Origin of the sequence: Pseudomonas sp. GM60 (assembly GCF_000282415.1) — a bacterium.
Lineage (GTDB): Bacteria > Pseudomonadota > Gammaproteobacteria > Pseudomonadales > Pseudomonadaceae > Aquipseudomonas > Aquipseudomonas migulae.
Window position 1 is genome coordinate 12,289 of sequence record NZ_AKJI01000098.1, and the last position, 24,381, is coordinate 36,669.

Here is a 24,381-nt window from a genome sequence, read left to right on the forward strand (position 1 = left end):
CATGAACAGCACGCTTATCCAGACAGACCGTTTCACCTTGAGTGAAACCGAGCGCTCGGCCATCGAGCACGAGCTGCATCACTACGAAGACCCGCGCGCGGCGTCGATCGAAGCCCTGAAGATCGTCCAGAAGGAACGTGGCTGGGTGCCTGACGGCGCGCTCTACGCCATCGGCGAGATCCTCGGCATCCCGGCGAGCGACGTTGAAGGCGTGGCTACTTTCTATAGCCAGATCTTCCGTCAGCCAGTCGGTCGCCACATCATTCGCGTCTGCGACAGCATGGTCTGCTACATCGGCGGCCATGAATCGGTAGTCAGCGAAATCCAGAGCAAACTCGGCATCGGCCTTGGCCAGACCACCGCCGACGGTCGTTTCACCCTGCTGCCGGTCTGCTGCCTCGGCAACTGCGACAAGGCGCCGGCGTTGATGATCGACGACGACACTTTCGGTGATGTGCAGCCTGCCGGCGTTGCCAAATTGCTCGAGGGCTACGTATGACCCTGACTTCCTTCGGTCCTGCCAACCGCATCAAGCGTTCGGCCGAGACTCACCCGCTGACCTGGCGTCTGCGTGACGACGGCGAAGCTGTCTGGCTCGACGAGTACCAGGCCAAGAACGGTTACGCGGCTGCGCGCAAGGCCTTCGCCGACATGGCTCAGGACGACATCGTCCAGACCGTGAAAGACGCCGGCCTGAAAGGTCGCGGCGGTGCAGGCTTCCCCACGGGCGTGAAGTGGGGCCTGATGCCGAAAGACGAATCCATCAACATCCGCTACCTGCTGTGCAACGCGGATGAAATGGAGCCGAACACCTGGAAAGACCGCATGCTGATGGAGCAACTGCCCCATCTGCTGATCGAAGGCATGCTGATCAGTGCCCGCGCACTGAAAACCTACCGTGGCTACATCTTCCTGCGTGGCGAATACACCACCGCCGCCAAGCACCTCAACCGTGCCGTGGAAGAAGCCAAGGCAGCTGGCCTTTTGGGCAAGAACATCCTGGGCAGCGGCTTCGATTTCGAGCTGTTCGTCCACACCGGCGCCGGGCGTTACATCTGCGGTGAAGAAACCGCACTGATCAACTCCCTCGAAGGCCGCCGCGCCAACCCGCGCTCCAAGCCGCCCTTCCCTGCCGCCGTTGGCGTGTGGGGCAAGCCGACTTGCGTGAACAACGTTGAAACCCTGTGCAACGTCCCGGCGATCATTGCCGATGGCGTGGACTGGTACAAATCGTTGGCTCGCGAAGGCAGTGAAGACATGGGCACCAAGCTCATGGGCTTCTCCGGCAAGGTCAAGAACCCGGGCCTGTGGGAATTGCCATTCGGCGTCACCGGTCGCGAGTTGTTCGAAGACTACGCCGGCGGCATGCGCGACGGTTACAAGCTCAAGGCCTGGCAGCCAGGCGGCGCCGGTACCGGTTTCCTGTTGCCTGAACACCTGGACGCACAAATGTACGCCGGCGGCATCGCCAAAGTGGGCACCCGTATGGGTACCGGCCTGGCCATGGCGGTGGACGACAGCGTCAACATGGTTTCGCTGCTGCGCAACATGGAGCAGTTCTTCGCCCGCGAATCCTGTGGTTTCTGCACCCCTTGCCGCGATGGCTTGCCATGGAGCGTCAAGCTGCTGATGGCCATCGAGAACGGCGAAGGCCAGCCAGGCGACATCGAGACCCTGCTGGGTCTGGTCGGTTTCCTCGGCCCAGGCAAGACCTTCTGTGCTCACGCACCGGGTGCCGTGGAGCCGTTGGGCAGCGCAATCAAATACTTCCGCCATGAGTTCGAAGCCGGCATCGCGCCTGTCAGCGCCGTCGTCCCGCCTCTGGCAAGGCCGATCGTAGTCGGCGCTTAACGCTTAAAAAAGGCGAACGGTCCGTGCCGTTCGCCTTCTCGTGTGATGACGCCTTGAACGGCTGTGTTGATTCACGCGAATAACAAGATTCCATTAGCCACGCCCGCTGACACCGGGCCAACGAAGAACTTTGAACCATGGCCACTATCCACGTAGACGGCAAAGAGCTCGAAGTCGATGGGGCAGACAACCTGTTACAGGCATGTCTGTCGCTAGGCCTCGATATCCCTTATTTCTGCTGGCACCCTGCCCTTGGCAGCGTTGGCGCTTGCCGCCAGTGCGCGGTCAAGCAGTACACCGACGAGAACGACACCCGCGGTCGCATCGTCATGTCCTGCATGACCCCTGCCACCGACGGCACCTGGATCTCCATCGAAGATGAAGAGTCCAAGGCCTTCCGCGCCAGTGTTGTTGAATGGCTGATGACCAACCACCCGCACGACTGCCCGGTCTGTGAGGAAGGCGGTCACTGCCACCTGCAAGACATGACCGTGATGACCGGCCACAACGAGCGCCGTTATCGCTTCACCAAGCGTACCCACCAGAACCAGCAACTGGGCCCGTTCATTTCCCACGAAATGAACCGCTGCATCGCTTGCTACCGCTGCGTGCGCTTCTATAAGGATTACGCTGGCGGCACCGACCTTGGTGTGTTCGGCGCCCACGACAACGTGTACTTCGGTCGCGTTGAAGACGGCGTACTGGAAAGCGAATTCTCCGGCAACCTCACCGAGGTCTGCCCGACCGGTGTGTTCACCGACAAGACTCACTCCGAGCGCTACAACCGCAAGTGGGACATGCAGTTCTCGCCGAGCATCTGCCATGGCTGCTCCAGCGGTTGCAACATCTCCCCGGGCGAGCGTTACGGCGAACTGCGTCGGATCGAAAACCGCTTCAACGGTTCGGTCAACCAGTACTTCCTGTGCGACCGTGGCCGTTTCGGTTATGGCTACGTCAACCGCGAAGACCGCCCGCGTCAGCCTCTGCTGGCCAACGGCACCAAGCTGAGCCTCGACGAAGCGCTGGATAAAGCGGCTGACCTGCTGCGCGGTCGCAACATCGTCGGTATCGGTTCGCCGCGTGCCAGCCTCGAAAGCAACTACGCGTTGCGCGAGCTGGTCGGCGCCGAGCACTTCTACTCCGGTATCGAAGCCGCCGAGCTGGAACGCATTCGTCTGGTCATGCAGGTGCTCAAAGACAGCCCGCTGCCGATCCCGAACATGCGCGACATCGAAGACCACGACGCCATCTTCGTCCTCGGCGAAGACCTGACCCAGACTGCCGCCCGTATGGCGCTGTCCCTGCGTCAATCGGTCAAGGGCAAGGCAGAAGACATGGCCGACGGCATGCGCGTTCAGCCTTGGCTCGACGCTGCGGTGAAGAACATCGGTCAGCACGAACTGAACCCGCTGTTCATCGCCAGCCTGGCTGAAACCAAGCTCGACGACATCGCCGAAGAGTGCGTTCACGCCGCTCCCGACGATCTGGCGCGCATCGGTTTCGCCGTGGCTCACGCCCTCGACGCCTGCGCCCCAGCGGTTGAAGGCCTCGACGCCGAAGCCCTCGAACTGGCCAAGCGCATTGCCGACGCCCTGCTCGCGGCCAAGCGCCCACTGATCATTGCCGGCACCTCGCTGGGTTCCAAAGCATTGATCGAAGCCGCCGCGAACATCGCCAAAGCCCTGAAGCTGCGCGAGAAGAACGGTTCCATCAGCCTGATCGTGCCAGAGGCCAACAGCCTCGGCCTGGCCATGCTCGGTGGCGAATCGGTCGACGCCGCGCTGCAAGCGGTGATCGATGGCAAGGCCGACGCCATCGTCGTGCTGGAAAACGATCTGTACACCCGCACCGACAAAGCCCGTGTCGATGCCGCCCTGACCGCCGCGAAAGTGGTGATCGTTGCCGACCACCAGAAAACCGCCACCAGCGATCGCGCGCACCTGGTTCTGCCAGCCGCCAGCTTCGCTGAAGGCGACGGTACGCTGGTCAGCCAGGAAGGCCGCGCCCAGCGCTTCTTCCAGGTCTTCGATCCGAAGTACATGGACGCGAGCATCCTGGTTCACGAAGGCTGGCGCTGGCTGCATGCCCTGCGTGCTACCTTGCTGAACCAGCCGATCGACTGGACCCAACTGGACCACGTCACCGCTGCCGTCGCTGCAAGCACGCCGCAACTGAACCGCATCGTCGATGCCGCACCGTCCGCCTCGTTCCGCATCAAGGGCATGAAGCTTGCCCGCGAACCGCTGCGTTACTCGGGTCGTACCGCCATGCGCGCTGACATCAACGTGCACGAACCGCGTACCCCGCAAGACAAGGACACCGCGTTCGCCTTCTCCATGGAAGGTTACTCGGGCTCGGCCGAACCGCGTCAGCAAGTGCCTTTCGCCTGGTCTCCGGGCTGGAACTCGCCGCAAGCCTGGAACAAGTTCCAGGACGAAGTCGGTGGTCACATCCGCGCTGGCGACCCGGGCACCCGCCTGATCGAAAGCACCGGTGATTCGCTGAACTGGTTCTCGGCTGTTCCGCGCGCCTTCAACCCGGCCCCGGGCACCTGGCAGGTCGTGCCGTTCTTCCACCTGCTCGGCAGCGAAGAGAACTCTTCGAAAGCCACACCGGTTCAGGAACGCATCCCGGCCGCCTACGTCGCTTTGGCCAAGTCCGAAGCCGACCGTCTGGGTGTCAATGACGGTGCCCTGCTGAGCTTGAACGTTGCCGGCCAGACCCTGCGTCTGCCGCTGCGCATCAACGAAGAGCTGGGTGCTGGCCTGGTCGCATTGCCGGCCGGTATCGCGGGCATTCCGCCAGCGATCTTTGGCAAATCCGTTGACGGTCTGCAGGAGGCAGCTCAATGACCTGGTTCACGCCTGAAGTGATTGACGTGATCATCGCGGTCCTCAAGGCCATCGTGATCCTGCTCGCCGTGGTGGTGTGCGGCGCGCTGCTGAGCTGGGTCGAGCGTCGTCTGCTCGCCCTCTGGCAGGACCGTTACGGTCCGAACCGCGTCGGCCCGTTCGGCGCGTTCCAGATCGCGGCCGACATGATCAAGATGTTCTTCAAGGAAGACTGGACCCCGCCGTTCGCCGACAAGATGATCTTCACCCTGGCACCGGTCGTGGCCATGAGCGCCCTGCTGATTGCCTTCGCGATCATCCCGATCACCCCGACCTGGGGCGTGGCGGACATCAACATCGGCATCCTGTTCTTCTTCGCCATGGCCGGTCTGTCGGTCTACGCGGTGTTGTTCGCCGGCTGGTCGAGTAACAACAAGTTCGCCCTGCTGGGCAGCTTGCGGGCCTCGGCACAAACCGTGTCGTACGAAGTGTTCATGGGCCTGTCGCTGATGGGCATCGTGATCCAGGTCGGCTCGTTCAACATGCGCGACATCGTTGAATACCAAGCGCAGAACCTGTGGTTCATCATTCCGCAGATCTTCGGTTTCCTGACCTTCTTCATCGCCGGCGTCGCCGTGACTCACCGTCACCCGTTCGACCAGCCGGAAGCGGAGCAGGAACTGGCTGACGGTTACCACATTGAATACGCCGGCATGAAATGGGGCATGTTCTTCGTCGGCGAGTACATCGGCATCGTGTTGATTTCGGCGCTGCTGGTGACCTTGTTCTTCGGTGGCTGGCACGGTCCGTTCAACATTCTGCCGCAGATCCCGTTCATCTGGTTTGCGCTGAAAACCGCGTTCTTCATCATGATCTTCATCCTGTTGCGCGCCTCGATTCCGCGCCCACGGTATGACCAAGTGATGGATTTCAGCTGGAAGTTCTGCCTGCCGCTGACCCTCGTCAACATGCTGGTGACCGCTGCGATCGTGTTGCTCAACACGCCCGCCGTCGCGGCTCAGTGAGGATAGAGAATCATGAAGTACATATTTGACATCGTGCATGGCTTCTTCACCCAGCTTCGCAGCCTGGTGATGATTTTCGGCCACGCCTTCCGCAAGCGCGACACGCTGCAGTACCCGGAAGAACCGGTCTACCTGCCGCCGCGCTACCGTGGCCGTATCGTCCTGACCCGCGACCCTGATGGCGAAGAGCGTTGTGTAGCCTGCAACCTGTGCGCCGTGGCGTGCCCGGTCGGGTGCATCTCGCTGCAGAAAGCTGAAACCGAAGACGGTCGCTGGTACCCGGACTTCTTCCGCATCAACTTCTCGCGCTGCATTTTCTGCGGCCTCTGCGAGGAAGCCTGCCCGACCACCGCGATCCAGCTGACACCGGATTTCGAGATGGCCGAGTTCAAACGTCAGGACCTGGTTTACGAGAAAGAAGATCTGCTGATCTCCGGCCCCGGCAAAAACCCTGATTACAACTTCTATCGTGTTGCAGGTATGGCGATTGCCGGGAAGCCGAAAGGCTCCGCGCAGAATGAAGCCGAACCGATCAACGTGAAGAGCTTGCTGCCTTAAGGAAGAAAGATGGAATTCGCTTTCTATTTCGCATCGGGTATCGCTGTGGTGTCCACGCTTCGCGTGATCACCCACACCAACCCTGTGCACGCCCTGCTCTACCTGATCATTTCGCTGATCGCCGTGGCCATGACGTTCTTCGCCCTCGGCGCACCGTTTGCCGGTGTTCTGGAAGTGATCGCCTACGCTGGCGCCATCATGGTGCTGTTCGTGTTCGTGGTGATGATGCTGAACCTGGGCCCGGCCTCGGTTCAGCAAGAGCGCGTCTGGCTCAAGCCCGGCATCTGGCTCGGCCCGGTGATTCTCGGCGCCCTGCTGCTGGCTGAACTGCTGTACGTGCTGTTCTCCCACCAGAGCGGCCAGGCCGTCGGCCACACCACCGTAGACGCCAAGGCCGTGGGCATCAGCCTGTTCGGTCCGTACCTGCTGGTGGTCGAACTCGCCTCGATGCTGCTGCTCGCCGCAGCCGTGACGGCGTTCCACTTGGGCCGTAACGAAGCCAAGGAGCAATGACGATGCCTGTTATCCCTTTGGAGCATGGTCTGGCGGTCGCCGGCATCCTGTTCTGCCTCGGTCTGGTCGGCCTGATGGTCCGCCGCAACATTCTCTTCGTGCTGATGAGCCTGGAGGTCATGATGAATGCCTCCGCTTTGGCGTTCATCGTTGCCGGTAGCCGCTGGGCGCAGCCGGATGGACAGATCATGTTCATCCTGGTGATCAGCCTGGCAGCCGCCGAGGCCAGTATCGGCCTGGCGATCCTGCTGCAACTGTATCGCCGCTTCCACACGCTCGATATCGACGCTGCCAGTGAGATGCGCGGATGAATCTTCTCTATCTGACTTTCGTATTCCCTCTCATAGGTTTCCTGCTGCTGTCGTTCTCCCGTGGACGCCTCTCGGAAAACCTGTCGGCGCTGATCGGCGTCGGTTCCATCGGCCTGTCTGCCATCGTCACCGCTTACGTGATCTGGCAGTTCAACGTCGCGCCACCTGAAGGCGGTCACTACACCCAGGTGTTGTGGCAGTGGATGGCGGTGGAAGGCTTCACGCCGAACTTCGCGCTGTACCTGGATGGTCTGTCCCTGACCATGCTCGGTGTGGTCGTTGGTGTCGGCTTCCTGATCCACTTGTTCGCGTCCTGGTACATGCGCGGTGAAGCCGGTTACTCGCGCTTCTTCGCCTACACCAACCTGTTTATCGCCAGCATGCTGTTCCTGGTCCTGGGCGATAACCTGTTGTTCCTGTACTTCGGCTGGGAAGGCGTGGGCCTGTGCTCGTACCTGTTGATCGGTTTCTACTACAGCAACCGCAACAACGGTAACGCCGCACTCAAAGCCTTTATCGTGACCCGCATCGGCGACGTGTTCATGGCCATCGGCCTGTTCATCCTGTTCGCCCAACTGGGCACGCTGAACGTCCAGGAACTGCTGGTGCTGGCACCGCAGAAATTCCAGGCCGGCGACTTCTGGATGGTCATGGCCACCCTGATGCTGCTGGGCGGCGCTGTCGGTAAATCCGCGCAACTGCCACTGCAAACCTGGCTGGCGGACGCGATGGCCGGTCCTACCCCGGTTTCGGCACTGATCCACGCCGCGACCATGGTAACCGCCGGTGTCTACCTGATCGCCCGTACCCACGGCCTGTTCACCCTGGCGCCGGAAATCCTGCACCTGGTCGGCATCGTTGGCGGCGTGACTCTGGTACTCGCCGGTTTCGCAGCCCTGGTACAGACCGACATCAAACGTATCCTCGCCTACTCGACCATGAGCCAGATCGGCTACATGTTCCTGGCGCTGGGCGTTGGCGCATGGGATGGCGCGATTTTCCACCTGATGACCCACGCATTCTTCAAGGCGCTGCTGTTCCTTGCCTCCGGTGCGGTGATCGTTGCCTGCCACCACGAGCAGAACATCTTCAAGATGGGCGGCCTGTGGAAGAAACTGCCACTGGCCTACGCCAGCTTCATCGTCGGCGGCGCGGCCCTGGCGGCCCTGCCACTGGTGACCGCAGGCTTCTACTCCAAGGACGAAATCCTTTGGGAAGCGTTTGCCAGCGGTAACCAGGGTCTGCTGTACGCAGGTCTGGTCGGTGCGTTCATGACTTCGCTGTACACCTTCCGCCTGATCTTCATCGCGTTCCACGGTGAAGTGAAGACCGAAGCGCACGCCGGTCACGGCATCGCTCACTGGCTGCCATTGTCGGTGCTGATCGTATTGTCCACCGCCATTGGCGCGATGATCGTTCCGCCGCTGCACGGTGTGCTGCCGGAAAGCGTCGGCCACGCCGGCGGCGAAGCCAAGCACAGCCTGGAAATCGCCTCGGGCGCCATCGCCCTGGCCGGTATCCTGCTGGCCGCGTTGCTGTTCCTCGGCAAGCGTCGTTTCGTTACTGCAATCGCCAACAGCGGCATCGGCCGCTTCCTTTCGGCCTGGTGGTTCGCTGCCTGGGGCTTCGACTGGATCTACGACAAACTGTTCGTCAAGCCATACCTGGCGATCAGCCATGTACTGCGCAAAGACCCGCTCGACCAGACCATCGGTCTGATCCCGCGTATGGCCAAAGGCGGTCACACCGCCCTGAGCCGTACCGAAACCGGTCAACTGCGTTGGTACGCGGCATCGATGGCAGCCGGCTCCGTGCTGGTCATCGGCGCCATCGTGCTGGTAGCGGTCTGAATATGAACCTTGCGAACTTGCGAAAGGAATTGAGCCCGTCATGATTCTGCCTTGGCTAATCCTGATCCCCTTCATCGGCGGCCTGCTGTGCTGGATGGGTGAGCGCTTCGGCGCCACCCTCCCCCGCTGGATTGCGCTGATCACCATGTCCCTGTTGCTCTCCCTCGGCCTCTGGCTGTGGGCCACCGGTGACTATTCATTTGCCCCGGCGCCTGGCGCCGACCCGACCTGGGCGCTTGAGTTCAAGCACATCTGGATCGAGCGCTTCGGCATCAGCGTGCACCTAGCCCTCGACGGCCTGTCGCTGCTGATGATCATGCTGACCGGTCTGCTGGGTGTGCTGTCGGTACTCTGCTCGTGGAAAGAGATTCAACGTCACGTTGGCTTCTTCCACCTGAACCTGATGTGGATCCTGGGCGGTGTCGTCGGCGTGTTCCTCGCCCTCGACCTGTTCATGTTCTTCTTCTTCTGGGAAATGATGCTGGTGCCGATGTACTTCCTCATCGCGCTCTGGGGTCACAGTTCTTCGGACGGCAAGAAAACCCGGATCTACGCGGCGACCAAGTTCTTCATCTTCACTCAGGCTTCCGGCCTGATCATGTTGGTGGCGATCCTGGGTCTGGTACTGGTCAACTTCAACGACACCGGCGTGATTACCTTCAACTACGCCGACCTGTTGAAAACCAAGATGTCGCTGACCACCGAGTACATCCTGATGCTCGGTTTCTTCATCGCCTTCGCGGTCAAGCTGCCAGTCGTACCGTTCCACTCCTGGTTGCCTGATGCTCACGCCCAGGCGCCGACCGCAGGTTCCGTCGACCTAGCCGGTATCTTGCTGAAAACCGCTGCGTACGGTCTGCTGCGTTTCGCCCTGCCGCTGTTCCCGAATGCGTCGGCCGAGTTTGCGCCGATTGCCATGACCCTCGGTCTGATCGGAATTTTCTACGGCGCGTTCCTGGCCTTCGCACAAACCGACATCAAGCGTCTGATTGCCTTCTCGTCCGTTTCCCACATGGGCTTCGTACTGATCGGCATTTACTCCGGCAGCCAACTGGCGCTGCAGGGCGCGGTGATGCAGATGCTGGCGCACGGTCTGTCGGCCGCGGCACTCTTTATCCTGAGCGGTCAGTTGTACGAGCGCACCCACACCCGCGACATGCGTGAAATGGGTGGCCTGTGGTCGAAGATCGCTTACCTGCCGGCCCTCAGCCTGTTCTTCGCAGCCGCGTCGCTGGGCTTGCCGGGCACCGGTAACTTTGTCGGTGAGTTCCTGATCCTGATCGGTACCTTCCCTGCTGCACCGTTGGTCACCATCATCGCGACGTCAGGCCTGGTGTTCGGTTCGGTCTACTCGCTGATCATGATCCACCGTGCGTACTTCGGTCCGGCCAAATCGGACGCGGTGCTGCATGGCATGGACGGTCGCGAACTGATCATGGTGGTCGGTCTGGCGGCACTGCTGATCTACATCGGCGTGTACCCGCAACCGTTCCTCGATACCTCTGCTGCGACGATGCATGGCGTGCAGCAATGGCTCGGCACCGCCTTCACTCAACTCGCTTCGGCCCGGTAAGAGCGCTATGGAATTCACGACTCAACACTTTATCGCGCTAGCGCCGTTGTTGATCACCAGCGCCACGATCATCGTGGTGATGCTGGCGATTGCCTGGCGCCGCAACCACTCGCAGACCTTCCTGATTTCCGTGGCGGGCCTGAACCTGGCGTTGCTGTCGATCCTGCCAGCATTGAAAGTCGCGCCATTGGCCGTGACCCCACTGCTGCAGATCGATAGCTTTGCCTGCTTGTACATGGCGCTGATCCTGGTCGCCACCCTGGCCTGTGTGACCCTCGCCCACGCCTACCTCGGCGATGGCGGTTCGGGTTACCCGGGCAACCGCGAAGAACTGTACCTGCTGATCCTGATGGCCGCCGCCGGTGGCCTGGTTCTGGTCAGCGCGCAGCACCTGGCCGGGTTGTTCATCGGTCTGGAACTGCTCTCGGTGCCGGTCTACGGTCTGGTGGCCTACGCCTTCTTCAACAAGCGTTCGCTGGAAGCCGGTATCAAGTACATGGTGCTGTCGGCCGCCGGTTCCGCGTTCCTGTTGTTCGGTATGGCCCTGCTCTACGCCGATTCCGGCAGCCTGAGCTTTGTCGGTATCGGCCAGGCCCTCGCGGCCACCGGTCTGCCAAGCTCCCTGGCGCAAATGGGCCTGGGCATGATGCTGATCGGCCTGGCGTTCAAACTGTCGCTGGTACCGTTCCACCTCTGGACTCCGGACGTTTACGAAGGTGCTCCTGCACCGGTGGCGGCGTTCCTGGCGACCGCTTCCAAAGTCGCTGTGTTCGCGGTGATGGTGCGTCTGTTCCAGATCTCGCCAGCGGCGAGCAGCGGTGTACTCAGCGACGTGCTGACCATCATCGCCATTGCCTCGATCCTGTTCGGTAACCTGCTGGCCCTGACCCAAAGCAACCTCAAGCGTCTGCTGGGTTACTCGTCCATCGCGCACTTCGGCTACCTGCTGATCGCCCTGGTGGCGAGCAAGGGTCTGGCCGTGGAAGCCATCGGCGTGTACCTGGTCACCTACGTGATCACCAGCCTCGGCGCCTTCGGCGTGATCACCCTGATGTCCTCGCCGTACAACGGCCGTGACGCGGATGCCCTGTACGAATACCGCGGCCTGTTCTGGCGCCGTCCGTACCTGACCGCCGTACTGACCGTGATGATGCTGTCCCTGGCCGGTATCCCGCTGACCGCGGGCTTCATCGGCAAGTTCTACATCATCGCCACCGGTGTCGAGTCGCACCAATGGTGGCTGGTAGGTTCCCTGGTACTGGGCAGCGCCATCGGCGTCTTCTACTACCTGCGCGTCATGGTCACTCTGTACCTGATGGAGCCAAACCTGCGTCGCCACGATGCGCAACTGCATTGGGAACAACGTGCAGGCGGCGTGATGCTGCTGGCCATCGCCGTACTGGCGTTCTTCCTCGGGCTGTATCCGCAGCCGTTGCTGGCTCTGGTTCAACAGGCTGGTCTGGCGGGTTGATCGTTTAGCGATACTCGGTAGAAAACAGAAACGGCACCTTCGGGTGCCGTTTTTGCGTTTGTGGGGTTTGGTACTGCTGCCCTGCCCTCCTTCTGCAATCCCCGAATGCTCTCGCGGGATTAGTCGACTTGTCCTACAGGTGTTTTTAAGACCGGGGTCTACCGTTGTAAACGGGGATGAAAAGGATGGCCTGGATGGCTTGACCGATTCGATTATCGAGATAACACTATACGCAGGTAGCGTACAGAATATGGAAGCTCTGTTCATCGAATTACCTTTGTTTCAAAAACATCGAGACGACTACCTGGACGACGAATTGTTTTGCAGCTTTCAGCTGGAGTTGCTGAAGAACCCTGAAGCGGGCGACCTCATTGAGGGCACAGGTGGGCTGCGCAAAATTCGCTTCTGCGACCAACGAAGAGGTAAAGGCAAACGCAGTGGATTACGAGTGATTTATTACTGGTGGTCGGGCTTCAATCAGTTCTGGCTGTTCACTGTGTATGGCAAAAACGAGCAAGACGACCTGTCGCCTTTCCAGAAAAAAATCTTCAGACAAGCACTGGATAGAGAAATCAAAACGAGATCCCATTATGAAACGTGACATTTTTTCCGAACTGATGGACGGCCTGGAGGCTCTGGCCGATGAGCGCCAAGGCAAGATCACACTGCGAACTCACAAGGTTGATCTGCCCGAACTGATGCCCATCACCGCCGAGGAAGTGGTCGCCATCCGCCAACAGCTCAATCTCTCCCGGTCGGTGTTCGCGATGTATCTGCGTACCAATACCCGAACCCTGGAGAACTGGGAACAGGGGCGTGCAACTCCCAATGCCCAAGCCACGACCCTGATCCGTCTGGTCGAGCGCTTTCCGCAGACGATCGATCATCTCGCAACCCTGACTTGAACTCAGAGCGTCATGCACCAACAAAAACGGCACCTTCCGGTGCCGTTCGCCTTTCTCAGTACCGCCGTTTACTTACGCGCATCCGCCCACGACTTCAGCAGTTCGTTGTAGCTCACGGTTTCACCCTTAGGCTTTTCGTTCGCCAGTTTCGGTTTTGGTGCACCCGGCTGATCGAACCAGTATTGCGCATCGCGCTCGGGGTTCATTTTCGGGGCGCAGGTGGCTTGGGCCTTCGAGCGTTCCAGACGGGACATGATCGCGTCCTGATCCTTGGCCAGGCCATCAAGCGCCTGTTGCGGGGTTTTGTCGCCGCTGGCGGCTTCGGCGATGTGGCTCCACCACAGTTGCGCCAGACGCGGATAGTCCGGCACGTTGGTCCCGGTCGGGGTCCATTGCACGCGGGCCGGGCTGCGGTAGAACTCGACCAGACCACCCAGTTTCGGTGCCAGATCGGTCATCGCTTGCGAGTTGATGTCCGACTCGCGAATTGGTGTCAGGCCGACGATGGTTTTCTTCAGAGACACGGTTTTCGACGTCACGAACTGCGCATAGAGCCAGGCAGCCAGTTTCTGTTTCTCAGGCGTGGACTTCATGAACGTCCAGGAACCCACGTCCTGATAACCCAGCTTCATGCCCTCTTCCCAATACGGACCGCGCGGCGAAGGTGCCATGCGCCATTTCGGTGTGCCGTCGGCGTTCACCACGGGCAGACCCGGTTTGGTCATGTCGGCGGTGAATGCGGTGTACCAGAAGATCTGTTGGGCGATGTTGCCCTGGGACGGCACCGGGCCGGACTCGGAGAAGGTCATGCCCGCCGCTTCCGGTGGTGCGTAGGCCTTGAGCCAGTCGACGTATTTGGTGGTGGCAAATACCGCCGCCGGGCCGTTGGTGTCGCCACCGCGAGTCACGCTGGAACCGACCGGGTGGCAGTCCTCGACGCGGATGCCCCACTCGTCCACCGGCAAACCGTTAGGCAAGCCCTTGTCGCCACCACCCGCCATGGAGAACCAGGCATCGGTGAAGCGCCAGCCCAGGGACGGGTCTTTCTTGCCGTAATCCATGTGCCCGTAGACCCGCTTGCCGTCGATTTCCTTGACGTCTTCGCTGAAGAATTTGGCGATGTCTTCATAGGCCGACCAGTTCACCGGAACGCCCAGCTCGTAACCGTACTTTTCCTTGAACTTGGCTTTAAGGTCCGCGCGCTCGAACCAGTCGGCGCGGAACCAGTAGAGGTTGGCGAATTGTTGGTCGGGCAGTTGATAGAGCTTGCCGTCGGGCGCGGTGGTGAAGGAAAGGCCGATGAAATCCTTGAGGTCCAGGGTCGGCGAAGTGAAGTTTTTACCTTCATTGGCCATCAGGTCGGTAATGGATTCAGTCTTGCCGTAACGGAAGTGCGTGCCGATCAGGTCAGAGTCGTTGACCCAGCCGTCATAGATGCTCTTGTCCGACTGCATCACGGTCTGCAGCTTTTCCACCACGTCGCCTTCCTGCAGCAAATCGTGGGTCACCTTGATCCCGGTGATCTCGGTAAAAGCCTTGGCCAATACCTTGGACTCATATTCGTGAGTGGTCAGGGTCTCCGAGACGACCTTGATGTCCATCCCGCGAAACGGCTCGGCGGCCTTGATGAACCACTTCAGTTCCGCGAGTTGCTGATCCGCCGACAGGGTGGACGGTTTGAACTCGCTGCCGATCCATTTTTTCGCGGTTTCTTCGTAGGCATCGGCCCAGGCCGAAGCGCTCAAACCGCTGAGTGCCAGCATGGCTGCCAATGAAATGCTATGTCGCAGCTTATTGTTTTTGTCGAACATAGAGACCTCCTTTTAGGGTTTCGGAGCAACATTGCCGAGCGATTCGACTAGCCCCAACGCATCACAGCCAACAGCCACACCAGGGACAACGCGAACGCTACCCAGATGCTCCAGTCGGTGACGCCGATTACCAGCAGATGCAGGTAGGCGCTGCCGAGAAGACCGATAAACAGCCGATCGCCACGGGTGGTGGCAATCGGCAAAAAACCACGCCGAAGAACGCTCGGCGAGCGTAGTTCCCACGTCGTCATGCCCACCAGAATCAGGCCAATGACGGTGAAGAACGCCGCTGTGGGGACAGTCCAACTCATCCATTCCATCATCAGTTCCTCATACTCGGCCGAGGGCAAAGCCCTTGGCCACGTGGTTACGGACAAACCAGATCACCAGCATGCCCGGCAGGATGGTCAACACCCCCGCCGCCGCCAGCACGCCCCAGTCGATGCCGGACGCCGAAACGGTTCGGGTCATCACCGCGGCAATCGGCTTGGCGTTGACCGAGGTCAGCGTCCGCGCCAGCAACAATTCGACCCAGGAAAACATGAAGCAGAAAAACGCCGTCACGCCGATCCCCGAGCCAATCAGCGGCACAAAAATCTTCACGAAGAACTTGGGAAAACTGTAGCCATCAATGTAGGCGGTTTCGTCGATTTCCTTCGGAACGCCGGACATGAAGCCCTCGAGAATCCACACCGCCAACGGCACGTTGAACAGGCAATGCGCCAACGCCACGGCGATGTGGGTGTCGAACAGACCAATCGAGGAATACAGCTGGAAGAACGGCAACAGGAATACCGCCGGTGGCGCCATGCGGTTGGTCAGCAGCCAGAAGAACAGGTGCTTGTCGCCGAGGAAGCGATACCGCGAGAACGCGTACGCTGCCGGCAACGCCACGCTCAGGGAAATCAGCGTGTTCAGGCTCACGTAATACAGCGAGTTGAGGTAACCGGTGTACCAGGCCGGATCGGTGAAGATCACCTTGTAGTTGGCAAAGGTGAAATCCTGCGGAAACAGCGTCAGGCCGCTGAGGATTTCGGTGTTGCTCTTGAAGGACATGTTCAGCAGCCAGTAGATCGGCACCAGCAGGAACAGGATGTAGATCAGCAGTGGAATCAGCTTTCTCTTGCTCATGGCGGACCTCAGCGGTTGGCGTCAGAGTGAGTCATGGCGGTGTAGAACAGCCAGGACACCAACAGGATGATCAGGAAGTACACCAGCGAGAACGCCGCCGCCGGGCCGAGGTCGAATTGGCCGATGGCCATTTGCGTCAGGGTCTGGCTGAGGAAGGTCGTGGCATTGCCCGGCCCGCCGCCCGTGAGCACGAACGGCTCGGTGTAGATCATGAAACTGTCCATGAACCGCAGCATCACCGCGATCAACAGCACGCTCTTGAGCTTGGGCAACTGGATGTGTCGGAACACTGCCCAGGCGGATGCGCGATCAATCCGCGCCGCTTGGTAGTACACGTCTGGAATCGCCCGCAACCCGGAGAAACACAACAGCGCCACCAGCGACGTCCAGTGCCAGACGTCCATCACCAGCACCGTGACCCAGGCGTCCATGGTGTTGGCCGCATAGTTATAGTTGATGCCCATCGCATTGAGGCTCGACCCGAGCAAGCCGATGTCGGCCCGGCCGAAGATCTGCCAGATGGTGCCGACCACGTTCCATGGAATCAGCAGCGGAATCGCCAGGATGATCAGCACCAGGGAAGACCAGCGGCCCTTGGTCGGCATGGTCAGGGCGATGGCGATGCCCAGCGGGATTTCGATCAGCAATACGCAGCCGGAGTAGATGAACTGTCGCAGCAGCGAGTCGTGCAGCCGTGGGTCGAGCAGCACCTGTTTGTACCAGTCGGCGCCGACGAAGTAGCGGCTGGACTGGTCGAAGATGTCCTGCACCGAATAGTTGACCACGGTCATCATCGGGATCACCGCACTGAACGCCACCAGCAAAAACACCGGCAGCACCAGCCACCAGGCCTTGTTGTTCTGCACCTTGTTCATGGCAGCACCTCCAGCAAGTAATCATCGGCATAGACCATCAACCATTGCGCCGGAAAGCTGATGTACGCCGTGCCCTCCGGCACCGGTTTGTCTTCGGCCAACCGCACTTTCAACGTCACGCCGTCGAGGTTCAGGGTCATGATCTTGTAGGTGCCGAGGTCTTCGACGTGTACGACCTTTGCCTGCATCGCGTCGTCAAACGGTTCGTCCCACACGTGTACGAACTCAGGTCGGATGCCAACCTTCAGGGTTTTCCACTCGGACCCGGCGATGCGTTGCAGTTGCGCCTCGGACAACGGCAAATGCGTCGAGGCAAAACCGACACCGCCCGGTTGCGGCTGCACGTCGATCAGGTTCATCCCCGGGCTGCCGATGAAATAACCGACAAAGGTATGGCTCGGCCGTTCGAACAATTCCCGTGGCGTGCCGAACTGCACGATCTGCCCGCCGTACATCACCGCAATCTTGTCGGCGAAGGTCGAGGCTTCGAGTTGATCGTGGGTGACGTAGACCATGGTGATGTTGAACTGCTCATGGATCTGTTTGAGCTTGCGCCGCAGCTTCCACTTCAAGTGCGGGTCGATCACCGTCAGCGGTTCATCGAAGAGGATGGCGGAGACGTCATCGCGCACCAGCCCGCGACCCATCGAGACTTTCTGTTTTTCGTCAGCGGTGAGGTTGCGCGCCTTCTTGCTCAGCAACGCCTGGAGGTCGAGGACCTCGGCAATTTCCTGCACCTTGCTGTGAATTTTCGCTTCGGCCATGCCCTGATTGCGCAACGGAAAGGCCAGGTTATCGAACACCGTCATGGTGTCGTAGACCACCGGAAACTGGAAAACCTGAGCGATATTGCGCTTCTCCGGGGTCAGGTCGTTGACCGCTTTGCCGTCGAACAGGACATGGCCCTGGGACGGGCTGAGCAATCCGGAAATGATGTTGAGCAAGGTCGACTTGCCGCACCCCGAAGGCCCGAGCAAGGCGTAGGCACCGCCCTGCTCCCAGATGTGATCCATCTCGCGGATCGCGTAATCCTCGGGGCCGCTCGGCGTGCGCGTGTAACTGTGGGCGAGGTTCTGCAAACGGATTTCGGCCATCAGGCAACCCTCGATATACGGCGACCGGGCGCCTGGACCAGCCGCCCCTGCGCATCGAACACAAACAGTTTATGGGTCGGGATGTAGATGCGGATCGGCGCATCGACGTCGTATTCGTGAACCCCGGGCAAATGCAGCACCAGCAGGAAATGCTCGTTGCGCACGTGGAGGAAGGTTTCCGAGCCGCTGATCTCGGCGACCTCGACGGTCACTGCCAGTTCGAGGTCATCGTCGTTGCTTGGCACCAGCGAGATGTGGCTCGGACGCACGCCGAAGCGGAACTCGCCCTCGCCCACCGGGCGCAAATCGACGTTCAACGGGAAGTGCACGAAATTGGCGAAGCTGACTTCGTTGCCGGCGATGCGCCCGGGCATCAGGTTGATCGGCGGTTCGGAGAACAGCTCGGCGGCCAGCACCGATTGCGGCTGGTGATAGACCTCGGAGGACTTGCCGCTCTGGATCACCCGGCCTTCGTGAAGAATGGTCGTGGTGCCACCGAGCGCCAGCGCTTCGTTGGGCTCGGTGGTGGCGTAGATGGCGATGGTGTGCCGTGCCTTGAACAGCTCGCGCATTTCCTGGCGCAGTTCTTCGCGCAACTTGTAGTCGAGGTTGACCAGCGGCTCGTCGAACAGGATCAGTTCGGCGTCCTTGACCAGCGCCCGGGCCATCGCGGTGCGCTGTTGCTGACCGCCGGAGAGCTCGAGCGGATAGCGCTGGAGAAACTTCTCGATGCGCAGCATCTTCGCGGTTTCCAGCACCTTGCTCTGGATCAGTTCGTTGGACACGCCGGCCTGACGCAGCGGCGAGGCGATGTTTTCGAACACCGTCATGGTCGGGTAGTTGATGAACTGCTGATAGACCATCGACACGTTGCGCAAGCGCACCGGGCGTTGGGTGACATCGACGCCGTTCATCAGGATGCGGCCGCTGTCGGGCTTGTCCAGGCCCGCCATCAGGCGCATGAGACTGGTTTTGCCGGACAGCGTGCGGCCCAGCAAAACGTTGAAGGATCCAGGTTCAAAACTCAGGCACGCATCGTCGATCCAGGTCTGGCCCTCGACGGTGCGGCTGACGTGCTCCAGAGTGAGTGACATGGCTCGGCCTTTTTATTATTGGAGTCAAGCGACCGGAGCAGTAGAGCGAGTTTCATGCCAGAAATTGCAACGTGTTGATCTGGCTTGGAAATCCTTGATACAGCGGTGAAACCGCTTTCGTTGCTGAACAGAAATGAACAACGACGGCTGAACAATTGAACAATCGAACCGTTGACAATGAACAATAGTGAACAACACTCTACGGACTGTTCACGCCCACTGTAGGAGCCGGCTTGCCGGCGATGGCGCCCTCAAAATCGCCATCGCCGGCAAGCCGGCTCCTACAGGGGCGTGGCGTGTCAGAACCATCATAAAAACAATAAAAGCTTGCTCAGAGATCGACTGCCATGGCCGCACCTGCCTCGCCGCTCTCCCACGACGCCATCATCCAGGACTCCTGGTCCCGTTGCCGCGCGTTCGGGCTCGATCATCAGAGTGCCCCGGCATTCGACCAGCTACCGGCAGCGGACATCGCGCAGTTGCTGGAAAGTCAGCATTCATTGGTGCAGACCACCCATCAGGAAGTCCTGCCCTACTACGAAAACATCCTCAGCAACTCCAATTGCCTGATCATGCTCGCCGACAATCAGGGCCAGGTCCTGACCTCCTGGGGCACCCAGCGCTTCATCGAGCCGAGCCTGACCCGCGGCTTCAGCGCCGGCGCCAGCTGGATGGAGCGTTGCAGCGGCACCAATGCGATCGGCACCGCCCTGGCCTGTGAGCAGGCGGTGCACATCGAGCACGATGAACATTTCCTCAAGGCCAACCGCTTCATGACCGGTTCCGCCGCGCCGATTTTCGATGCCGAACGCAAGGTCATCGCGGTGCTGGACGTGTCCAGCGACAGTTACCTGCCGCCGTCCCACACCCTCGGCATGGTCAAGATGATGAGCCAGACCGTGGAAAACCGGCTGATCCTCAACCTGTTCCACGGCCAGCACTTTCAACTGACGTTCAACACCGGGTTGAACAATCTCGACAGCCAATGGGCCGGTCTGTTGATTTTCGATGAGACCGGCCAGGTGCTCTCAGCCAATCGCCGCGCCGACAATCTGCTGGGCATCAGCCTGTCGCGAGTCAGTGTCGAGAGCCTGTTCAAGGTCTCATTGCTCGAACTGCTGAATCAGCCGGATGGCCTGCCCTTCTCCCTCCAGGCTTCCGGGCGCAACCGCTTCCAGTGCCTGTTGAAGCGACCGAAACAGGCGCCGATCCAGGCAAGAATGTTCGCCGAGCCCGCCGTGGCGGCACCCGCACCCGCCGCGATCAGCCTCAATACCCTGCATTTCGGCGACAGCCGCGTGGAAAAAGCCGTGCGCCAGGCCGAGCGCCTGCTGGAGAAAGACATTCCGCTGTTGATCCACGGCGAAACCGGGGTCGGCAAGGAAGTGTTCGTCAAAGCGCTGCATCAGGCCAGTTCTCGCAGCAAACAACCATTCATTGCCGTCAACTGTGCAGCGATCCCCGCCGAACTGGTGGAGTCCGAGCTGTTTGGCTACGAGAAAGGCGCGTTTACGGGTGCCAATCAGAAAGGCAGCATCGGGCTGATTCGCAAGGCCGACAAAGGCACGCTGTTTCTCGATGAAATCGGTGACATGCCATTGCCAACCCAAGCCCGGCTATTAAGGGTGTTGCAGGAGCGCTGCGTGCAGCCGGTGGGCAGCAGCGAACTGTTCCCGGTGGACATCCGCATTATTTCGGCGACTAACCGTTCGTTGCGTGAGCAGGTTCAGTTGGGACGGTTTCGCGAAGACCTGTATTACCGGATCGGCGGCTTGACCCTGGAATTGCCGCCGCTCAGGGAACGCAGCGACAAGCAGGCGCTGTTCAAACGTTTGTGGGAACAACACCGTGAACCGTCGCAGTGGGCCGGGTTGAGCCGTGAGGTGCTGGAGTTGTTCGGCCGTCACCCGTGGCCGGGGAATTTGCGCCAGGTCAGCAGCGTGATGCAGGTGGCGCTGGCCATGGCGGAAGAGCAACCGGTGCGGCCGGAGCATTTGCCGGATGATTTTTTTGTCGATCTGGAGATGGAGCCGGTGGAGGTGGATGAGCCGTTGGCGGTTGATTTGAATGATGTGGAGGATTTGAATCGGCAGTTGCAGGCGGCTGGGGGGAATATTTCCCATCTGGCGCGGCGGTTGGGTGTGAGTCGGAACACCTTGTATAAACGTTTGCGGCAGTCGGAGAGCTGACCGCTGCGCGGTCAATCGCCAGCAAGCCGGCTCCTACAGGGATCGAGTCGTTCGCGAATGTTGTTTACGACTCGCCCCCTGTAGGAGCCAGCTTGCTGGCGATGACGTCAGCCGCAACACCACAGCCCTGATGCCCATACAAAAAAACAAAAACCCGCACTAGGCGGGTTTTGTTTGTAACAAACGCAGCAATCAGTCAGCCAGACGCCAGGTCGTGCCACCCTTGCCATCTTCCAGCACCACACCCATCGCGGTCAGTTGATCGCGAATACGGTCGGATTCAGCCCAGTCCTTACCCGCACGTGCTGCCAGACGCGCAGCAATCAGCGCATCAACCTCAGCCGCATCAACCCGCCCTTCGGCACCGGCCTGCAGGAAGTCATCGGCCTCAAGCTGCAACACACCCAGCACGCTCGCCAGCTCTTTCAGACGCGCCGCCAGACCCGCCGCCGCATCAAGATCGCTCTCGCGCAGACGGTTGATCTCGCGAACCATCTCGAACAGCACCGCACAGGCTTCCGGCGTGCCGAAGTCGTCGTTCATCACCTGGGTGAAGCGCTCGACAAAAGCTTCGCCGCCAGCAGGCGCGACAGTCGGCAGGCCTTTCAACGCATGGTAGAAACGCTCGAGTGCGCCTTTGGCGTCCTTGAGGTTGTCTTCCGAATAGTTGATCGCGCTGCGGTAGTGGCTCGACACCAGCAGGTAACGCACGACTTCCGGGTGGTACTTTTCCAGCACGTCGCGAATGGTGAAGAAGTTGTTCAAGGACTTGGACATCTTCTCGCCATTGATGCGAATCATGCCGCAATGCATCCACGCGTTGGCGTAGGTCTTGCCGGTGGCCGCTTCACTCTGGGCGATTTCGTTTTCATGGTGCGGAAACTCAAGGTCGCTGCCGCCGCCATGAATGTCGAAGGTCTCGCCCAGGCAGCAGGTCGACATCACCGAGCACTCGATGTGCCAGCCCGGACGACCGTCGCCCCACGGCGATGGCCAGCTCGGTTCACCCGGCTTGGCGCCTTTCCACAGCACGAAGTCCAGCGGGTCCTGCTTGGACTCGTCGACTTCGATCCGCGCGCCGATGCGCAGGTCTTCGATCTTCTTGCGCGACAGCTTGCCGTAGCCCATGAACTTGGCGACGCGGTAATACACGTCGCCATTACCCGGTGCGTAGGCGTAACCCTTGTCGATCAGGGTCTGGATCATGGTCTGCATGCCAGCGATGTGATCGGTGGCCCGCGGTTCCATGTCCGGCTTGAGGATGTTGAGGCGCGCCTCGTCCTCGTGCATCGCGGTGATCATGCGCTCGGTCAGCACGTCGAACGGCTCGCCGTTCTCCTTGGCCCGATTGATGATCTTGTCTTCAATGTCGGTGATGTTGCGCACATACGTCAGGTTATAACCGCTGAACCGCAACCAGCGGGTCACCAGGTCAAACGCGACCATGCTGCGGCCGTGGCCAATGTGGCAGTAGTCGTACACGGTCATCCCGCAGACGTACATGCGCACATTGTTGCCATCCAGCGGTTTGAAAACTTCTTTGCTCTTGGTGAGCGTGTTGTAGATCGAAAGCACGTTAGAGGTTCCTTGAATCACTGGCCCCACGAATCACGCAAGGTCACGGTACGGTTGAATACCGGAGCACCTGGTTTCGAGTCCTTGATATCCGCGCAGAAGTAACCTTCGCGCTCGAACTGGAAACGGTCTTCCGGCTGTGCATTGCCCAGGGAGGGTTCAGCACGACAACCAGTGAGTACTTGCAGCGAGTCAGGGTTGATGTTGTCCAGGAAACTGGCGCTGTCTTCGGCCTTTTCAGGGTTCGGCGAGCGGAACAGGCGATCGTACAGACGCACTTCGCACTCGACGCTGGCCGCGGCCGGCACCCAGTGAATCACGCCTTTGACCTTGCGGCCTTCAGGGTTCTTGCCCAGGGTTTCCGGATCGTACGAGCAACGCAGTTCGACGATGTTGCCGTCGGCGTCCTTGATCGCTTCGTCGGCACGGATCACATAGCTGCCACGCAGACGCACTTCGCCGTTCGGTTCCAGGCGCTTGTAGCCTTTTGGCGGCTCTTCCATGAAGTCATCGCGGTCGATGTAGATTTCACGGGCGAACGGCAGCTTGCGCACGCCGAGTTCTTCTTTTTGCGGATGACGAGGCAGTTCGAGGTGATCGACCTTGTCTTCCGGGTAGTTGGTGATCACGACTTTCAACGGACGAAGCACGCACATGGCGCGCGGGGCGTTCGCGTCGAGGTCCTGACGGATGCTGAACTCAAGCATGCCGAAGTCAACCACGCCGTCGGAACGGTTGGTGCCGATCATGTCGCAGAAATTGCGGATCGACGCCGGGGTGTAGCCACGGCGGCGGAAGCCGGACAGCGTGGACATGCGCGGATCGTCCCAGCCATTGACGTGCTTCTCATCGACCAACTGCTTGAGCTTGCGCTTGCTGGTGATGGTGTAGTTCAGGTTCAGGCGGCTGAACTCGTACTGGCGCGGGTTCGCCGGCACCGGCAGGTTCTCGAGGAACCACTCGTACAGCGGACGATGGCTTTCGAACTCCAGGGTGCAGATCGAGTGGGTGATGCCTTCGATGGCGTCCGACTGACCGTGGGTGAAGTCGTAGTTCGGGTAGATGCACCACTTGTCACCGGTCTGGTGGTGATGCGCATGGCGGATGCGATACATGATCGGATCGCGCAGGTTCATGTTCGGCGAAGCCATGTCGATCTTGGCCCGCAGCACACGTGCGCCGTCCGGGAACTCGCCGGCGCGCATGCGGGCGAACCAGTCGAGGTTTTCTTCGACGCTGCGATCACGGAACGGGCTGTTGCGGCCCGGCTCGGTCAGAGTGCCACGGTATTCCTTGGCTTGTTCCGGGCTCAGGTCGTCAACATAGGCCTTGCCGGCCTTGATCAGTTCAACGGCCCAGTCGTGCAACTGGTCGAAATACTGCGAGGCATAGCGCACTTCGCCGGACCATTCGAAACCCAGCCATTTGACGTCGCTTTCGATGGCGTCGATGTATTCCTGGTCTTCCTTGGCCGGGTTGGTGTCGTCGAAACGCAGGTGGGTGACGCCGCCAAACTCCTGGGCCAGACCGAAGTTCACACAGATCGACTTGGCGTGGCCGATGTGCAGGTAGCCATTGGGCTCAGGCGGGAAACGGGTGACGATCTGCGTGTGCTTACCCGAGTCCAGGTCCGCCTGGATGATCGGGCGCAGGAAATTGACCGGCACGGCAGGGCCGGTCTTGGAATTCGAGGTAGGGTCGACAGTGGGCTTGCTCATAGGATC

At 60.2% G+C, this 24,381-nt stretch carries 21 protein-coding genes; 13 read left to right on the forward strand and 8 right to left on the reverse strand.

The genetic code is table 11. The features are described from left to right. Position 1 precedes the first annotated feature (1 nt). From nuoE to PMI32_RS06815, 12 genes are all read left to right on the forward strand, one after another. Positions 2-499, forward strand: a complete 498-nt coding sequence (gene nuoE, locus PMI32_RS06870; protein ID WP_008020715.1) for an NADH-quinone oxidoreductase subunit NuoE — start codon at positions 2-4, stop codon at positions 497-499. Continuing rightward, the gene (nuoF, locus tag PMI32_RS06865) at positions 496-1,851 is read left to right on the forward strand and encodes an NADH-quinone oxidoreductase subunit NuoF (RefSeq protein ID WP_008032727.1); all 1,356 of its coding nucleotides are present in this window, start codon (positions 496-498) and stop codon (positions 1,849-1,851) included. The genes nuoE and nuoF overlap by 4 nt, the downstream gene beginning before the upstream one ends. Positions 1,852-1,988: 137 nt before the next feature. Further along, positions 1,989-4,703 carry an NADH-quinone oxidoreductase subunit NuoG gene (gene nuoG, locus PMI32_RS06860; protein ID WP_008032730.1) on the forward strand — a complete coding sequence of 905 codons (2,715 nt, stop codon included), beginning with the start codon at positions 1,989-1,991 and terminating at the stop codon, positions 4,701-4,703. Continuing rightward, on the forward strand, positions 4,700-5,707 hold the full coding sequence (nuoH, locus tag PMI32_RS06855) for an NADH-quinone oxidoreductase subunit NuoH (protein WP_008032732.1): 1,008 nt from the start codon (positions 4,700-4,702) through the stop codon (positions 5,705-5,707). Before nuoG ends, nuoH begins: the two co-directional genes overlap by 4 nt. A gap of 12 nt (positions 5,708-5,719) precedes the next feature. Beyond that, entirely contained in the window at positions 5,720-6,265 is a 546-nt protein-coding gene (nuoI, locus tag PMI32_RS06850; protein WP_008032736.1) for an NADH-quinone oxidoreductase subunit NuoI, read from the forward strand. Between the two features lie 9 nt (positions 6,266-6,274). After that, on the forward strand, positions 6,275-6,778 hold the full coding sequence (gene nuoJ / locus PMI32_RS06845) for an NADH-quinone oxidoreductase subunit J (RefSeq protein WP_008032738.1): 504 nt from the start codon (positions 6,275-6,277) through the stop codon (positions 6,776-6,778). Between the two features lie 2 nt (positions 6,779-6,780). After that, entirely contained in the window at positions 6,781-7,089 is a 309-nt protein-coding gene (nuoK, locus tag PMI32_RS06840; protein WP_008032742.1) for an NADH-quinone oxidoreductase subunit NuoK, read from the forward strand. After that, positions 7,086-8,939 carry an NADH-quinone oxidoreductase subunit L gene (nuoL, locus tag PMI32_RS06835; RefSeq protein WP_008032743.1) on the forward strand — a complete coding sequence of 618 codons (1,854 nt, stop codon included), beginning with the start codon at positions 7,086-7,088 and terminating at the stop codon, positions 8,937-8,939. Before nuoK ends, nuoL begins: the two co-directional genes overlap by 4 nt. Positions 8,940-8,979: 40 nt before the next feature. Further along, positions 8,980-10,512, forward strand: coding sequence for an NADH-quinone oxidoreductase subunit M (gene nuoM / locus PMI32_RS06830; protein ID WP_008032746.1), 1,533 nt, complete (start codon positions 8,980-8,982; stop codon positions 10,510-10,512). A gap of 7 nt (positions 10,513-10,519) precedes the next feature. After that, on the forward strand, positions 10,520-11,983 hold the full coding sequence (gene nuoN / locus PMI32_RS06825) for an NADH-quinone oxidoreductase subunit NuoN (protein WP_008032749.1): 1,464 nt from the start codon (positions 10,520-10,522) through the stop codon (positions 11,981-11,983). A 250-nt stretch (positions 11,984-12,233) separates the two neighbouring features. Then, positions 12,234-12,584: a hypothetical protein gene (locus PMI32_RS06820; protein ID WP_008032750.1), complete on the forward strand. Its 351-nt coding sequence runs from the start codon at positions 12,234-12,236 to the stop codon at positions 12,582-12,584. Next, a complete protein-coding gene (locus tag PMI32_RS06815) occupies positions 12,574-12,888 on the forward strand; it encodes a helix-turn-helix domain-containing protein (RefSeq protein ID WP_008032753.1) in 315 nt (104 codons plus the stop codon). The genes PMI32_RS06820 and PMI32_RS06815 overlap by 11 nt, the downstream gene beginning before the upstream one ends. A 68-nt stretch (positions 12,889-12,956) precedes the next feature. Here the strand turns inward: PMI32_RS06815 and PMI32_RS06810 are convergent, their stop codons facing one another. The 6 genes from PMI32_RS06810 to PMI32_RS06785 are packed head-to-tail and all read right to left on the reverse strand — an operon-like array spanning position 12,957 to position 18,893. After that, positions 12,957-14,699, reverse strand: coding sequence for an ABC transporter substrate-binding protein (locus tag PMI32_RS06810; RefSeq protein ID WP_008032756.1), 1,743 nt, complete (start codon positions 14,697-14,699; stop codon positions 12,957-12,959). A 47-nt stretch (positions 14,700-14,746) separates the two neighbouring features. Then, positions 14,747-15,019, reverse strand: coding sequence for a DUF2160 domain-containing protein (locus PMI32_RS06805; protein WP_032829048.1), 273 nt, complete (start codon positions 15,017-15,019; stop codon positions 14,747-14,749). A 10-nt stretch (positions 15,020-15,029) separates the two neighbouring features. After that, positions 15,030-15,830 (reverse strand): carbohydrate ABC transporter permease, encoded by an 801-nt coding sequence (locus tag PMI32_RS06800; protein WP_008032760.1) that lies wholly within the window; start codon positions 15,828-15,830, stop codon positions 15,030-15,032. Between the two features lie 8 nt (positions 15,831-15,838). Beyond that, complete coding sequence (locus tag PMI32_RS06795; protein ID WP_008032762.1) at positions 15,839-16,705, reverse strand: carbohydrate ABC transporter permease; 867 nt, start codon at positions 16,703-16,705, stop codon at positions 15,839-15,841. Further along, positions 16,702-17,799, reverse strand: a complete 1,098-nt coding sequence (locus PMI32_RS06790) for an ABC transporter ATP-binding protein (RefSeq protein ID WP_008032763.1) — start codon at positions 17,797-17,799, stop codon at positions 16,702-16,704. Before PMI32_RS06790 ends, PMI32_RS06795 begins: the two co-directional genes overlap by 4 nt. Next, positions 17,799-18,893 carry an ABC transporter ATP-binding protein gene (locus tag PMI32_RS06785; RefSeq protein ID WP_008032765.1) on the reverse strand — a complete coding sequence of 365 codons (1,095 nt, stop codon included), beginning with the start codon at positions 18,891-18,893 and terminating at the stop codon, positions 17,799-17,801. Before PMI32_RS06785 ends, PMI32_RS06790 begins: the two co-directional genes overlap by 1 nt. Before the next feature lie 347 nt (positions 18,894-19,240). On the opposite strand from PMI32_RS06785, the gene PMI32_RS06780 reads away from it, so the two are divergent. Continuing rightward, the gene (locus PMI32_RS06780) at positions 19,241-21,082 is read left to right on the forward strand and encodes a sigma-54-dependent Fis family transcriptional regulator (RefSeq protein ID WP_008032767.1); all 1,842 of its coding nucleotides are present in this window, start codon (positions 19,241-19,243) and stop codon (positions 21,080-21,082) included. A gap of 192 nt (positions 21,083-21,274) precedes the next feature. Here the strand turns inward: PMI32_RS06780 and cysS are convergent, their stop codons facing one another. Beyond that, positions 21,275-22,657, reverse strand: coding sequence for a cysteine--tRNA ligase (gene cysS, locus PMI32_RS06775; protein WP_008032770.1), 1,383 nt, complete (start codon positions 22,655-22,657; stop codon positions 21,275-21,277). A gap of 17 nt (positions 22,658-22,674) precedes the next feature. Next, positions 22,675-24,375 carry a glutamine--tRNA ligase/YqeY domain fusion protein gene (locus tag PMI32_RS06770; RefSeq protein ID WP_008032773.1) on the reverse strand — a complete coding sequence of 567 codons (1,701 nt, stop codon included), beginning with the start codon at positions 24,373-24,375 and terminating at the stop codon, positions 22,675-22,677. Between the last annotated feature and the right edge of the window lie 6 nt (positions 24,376-24,381).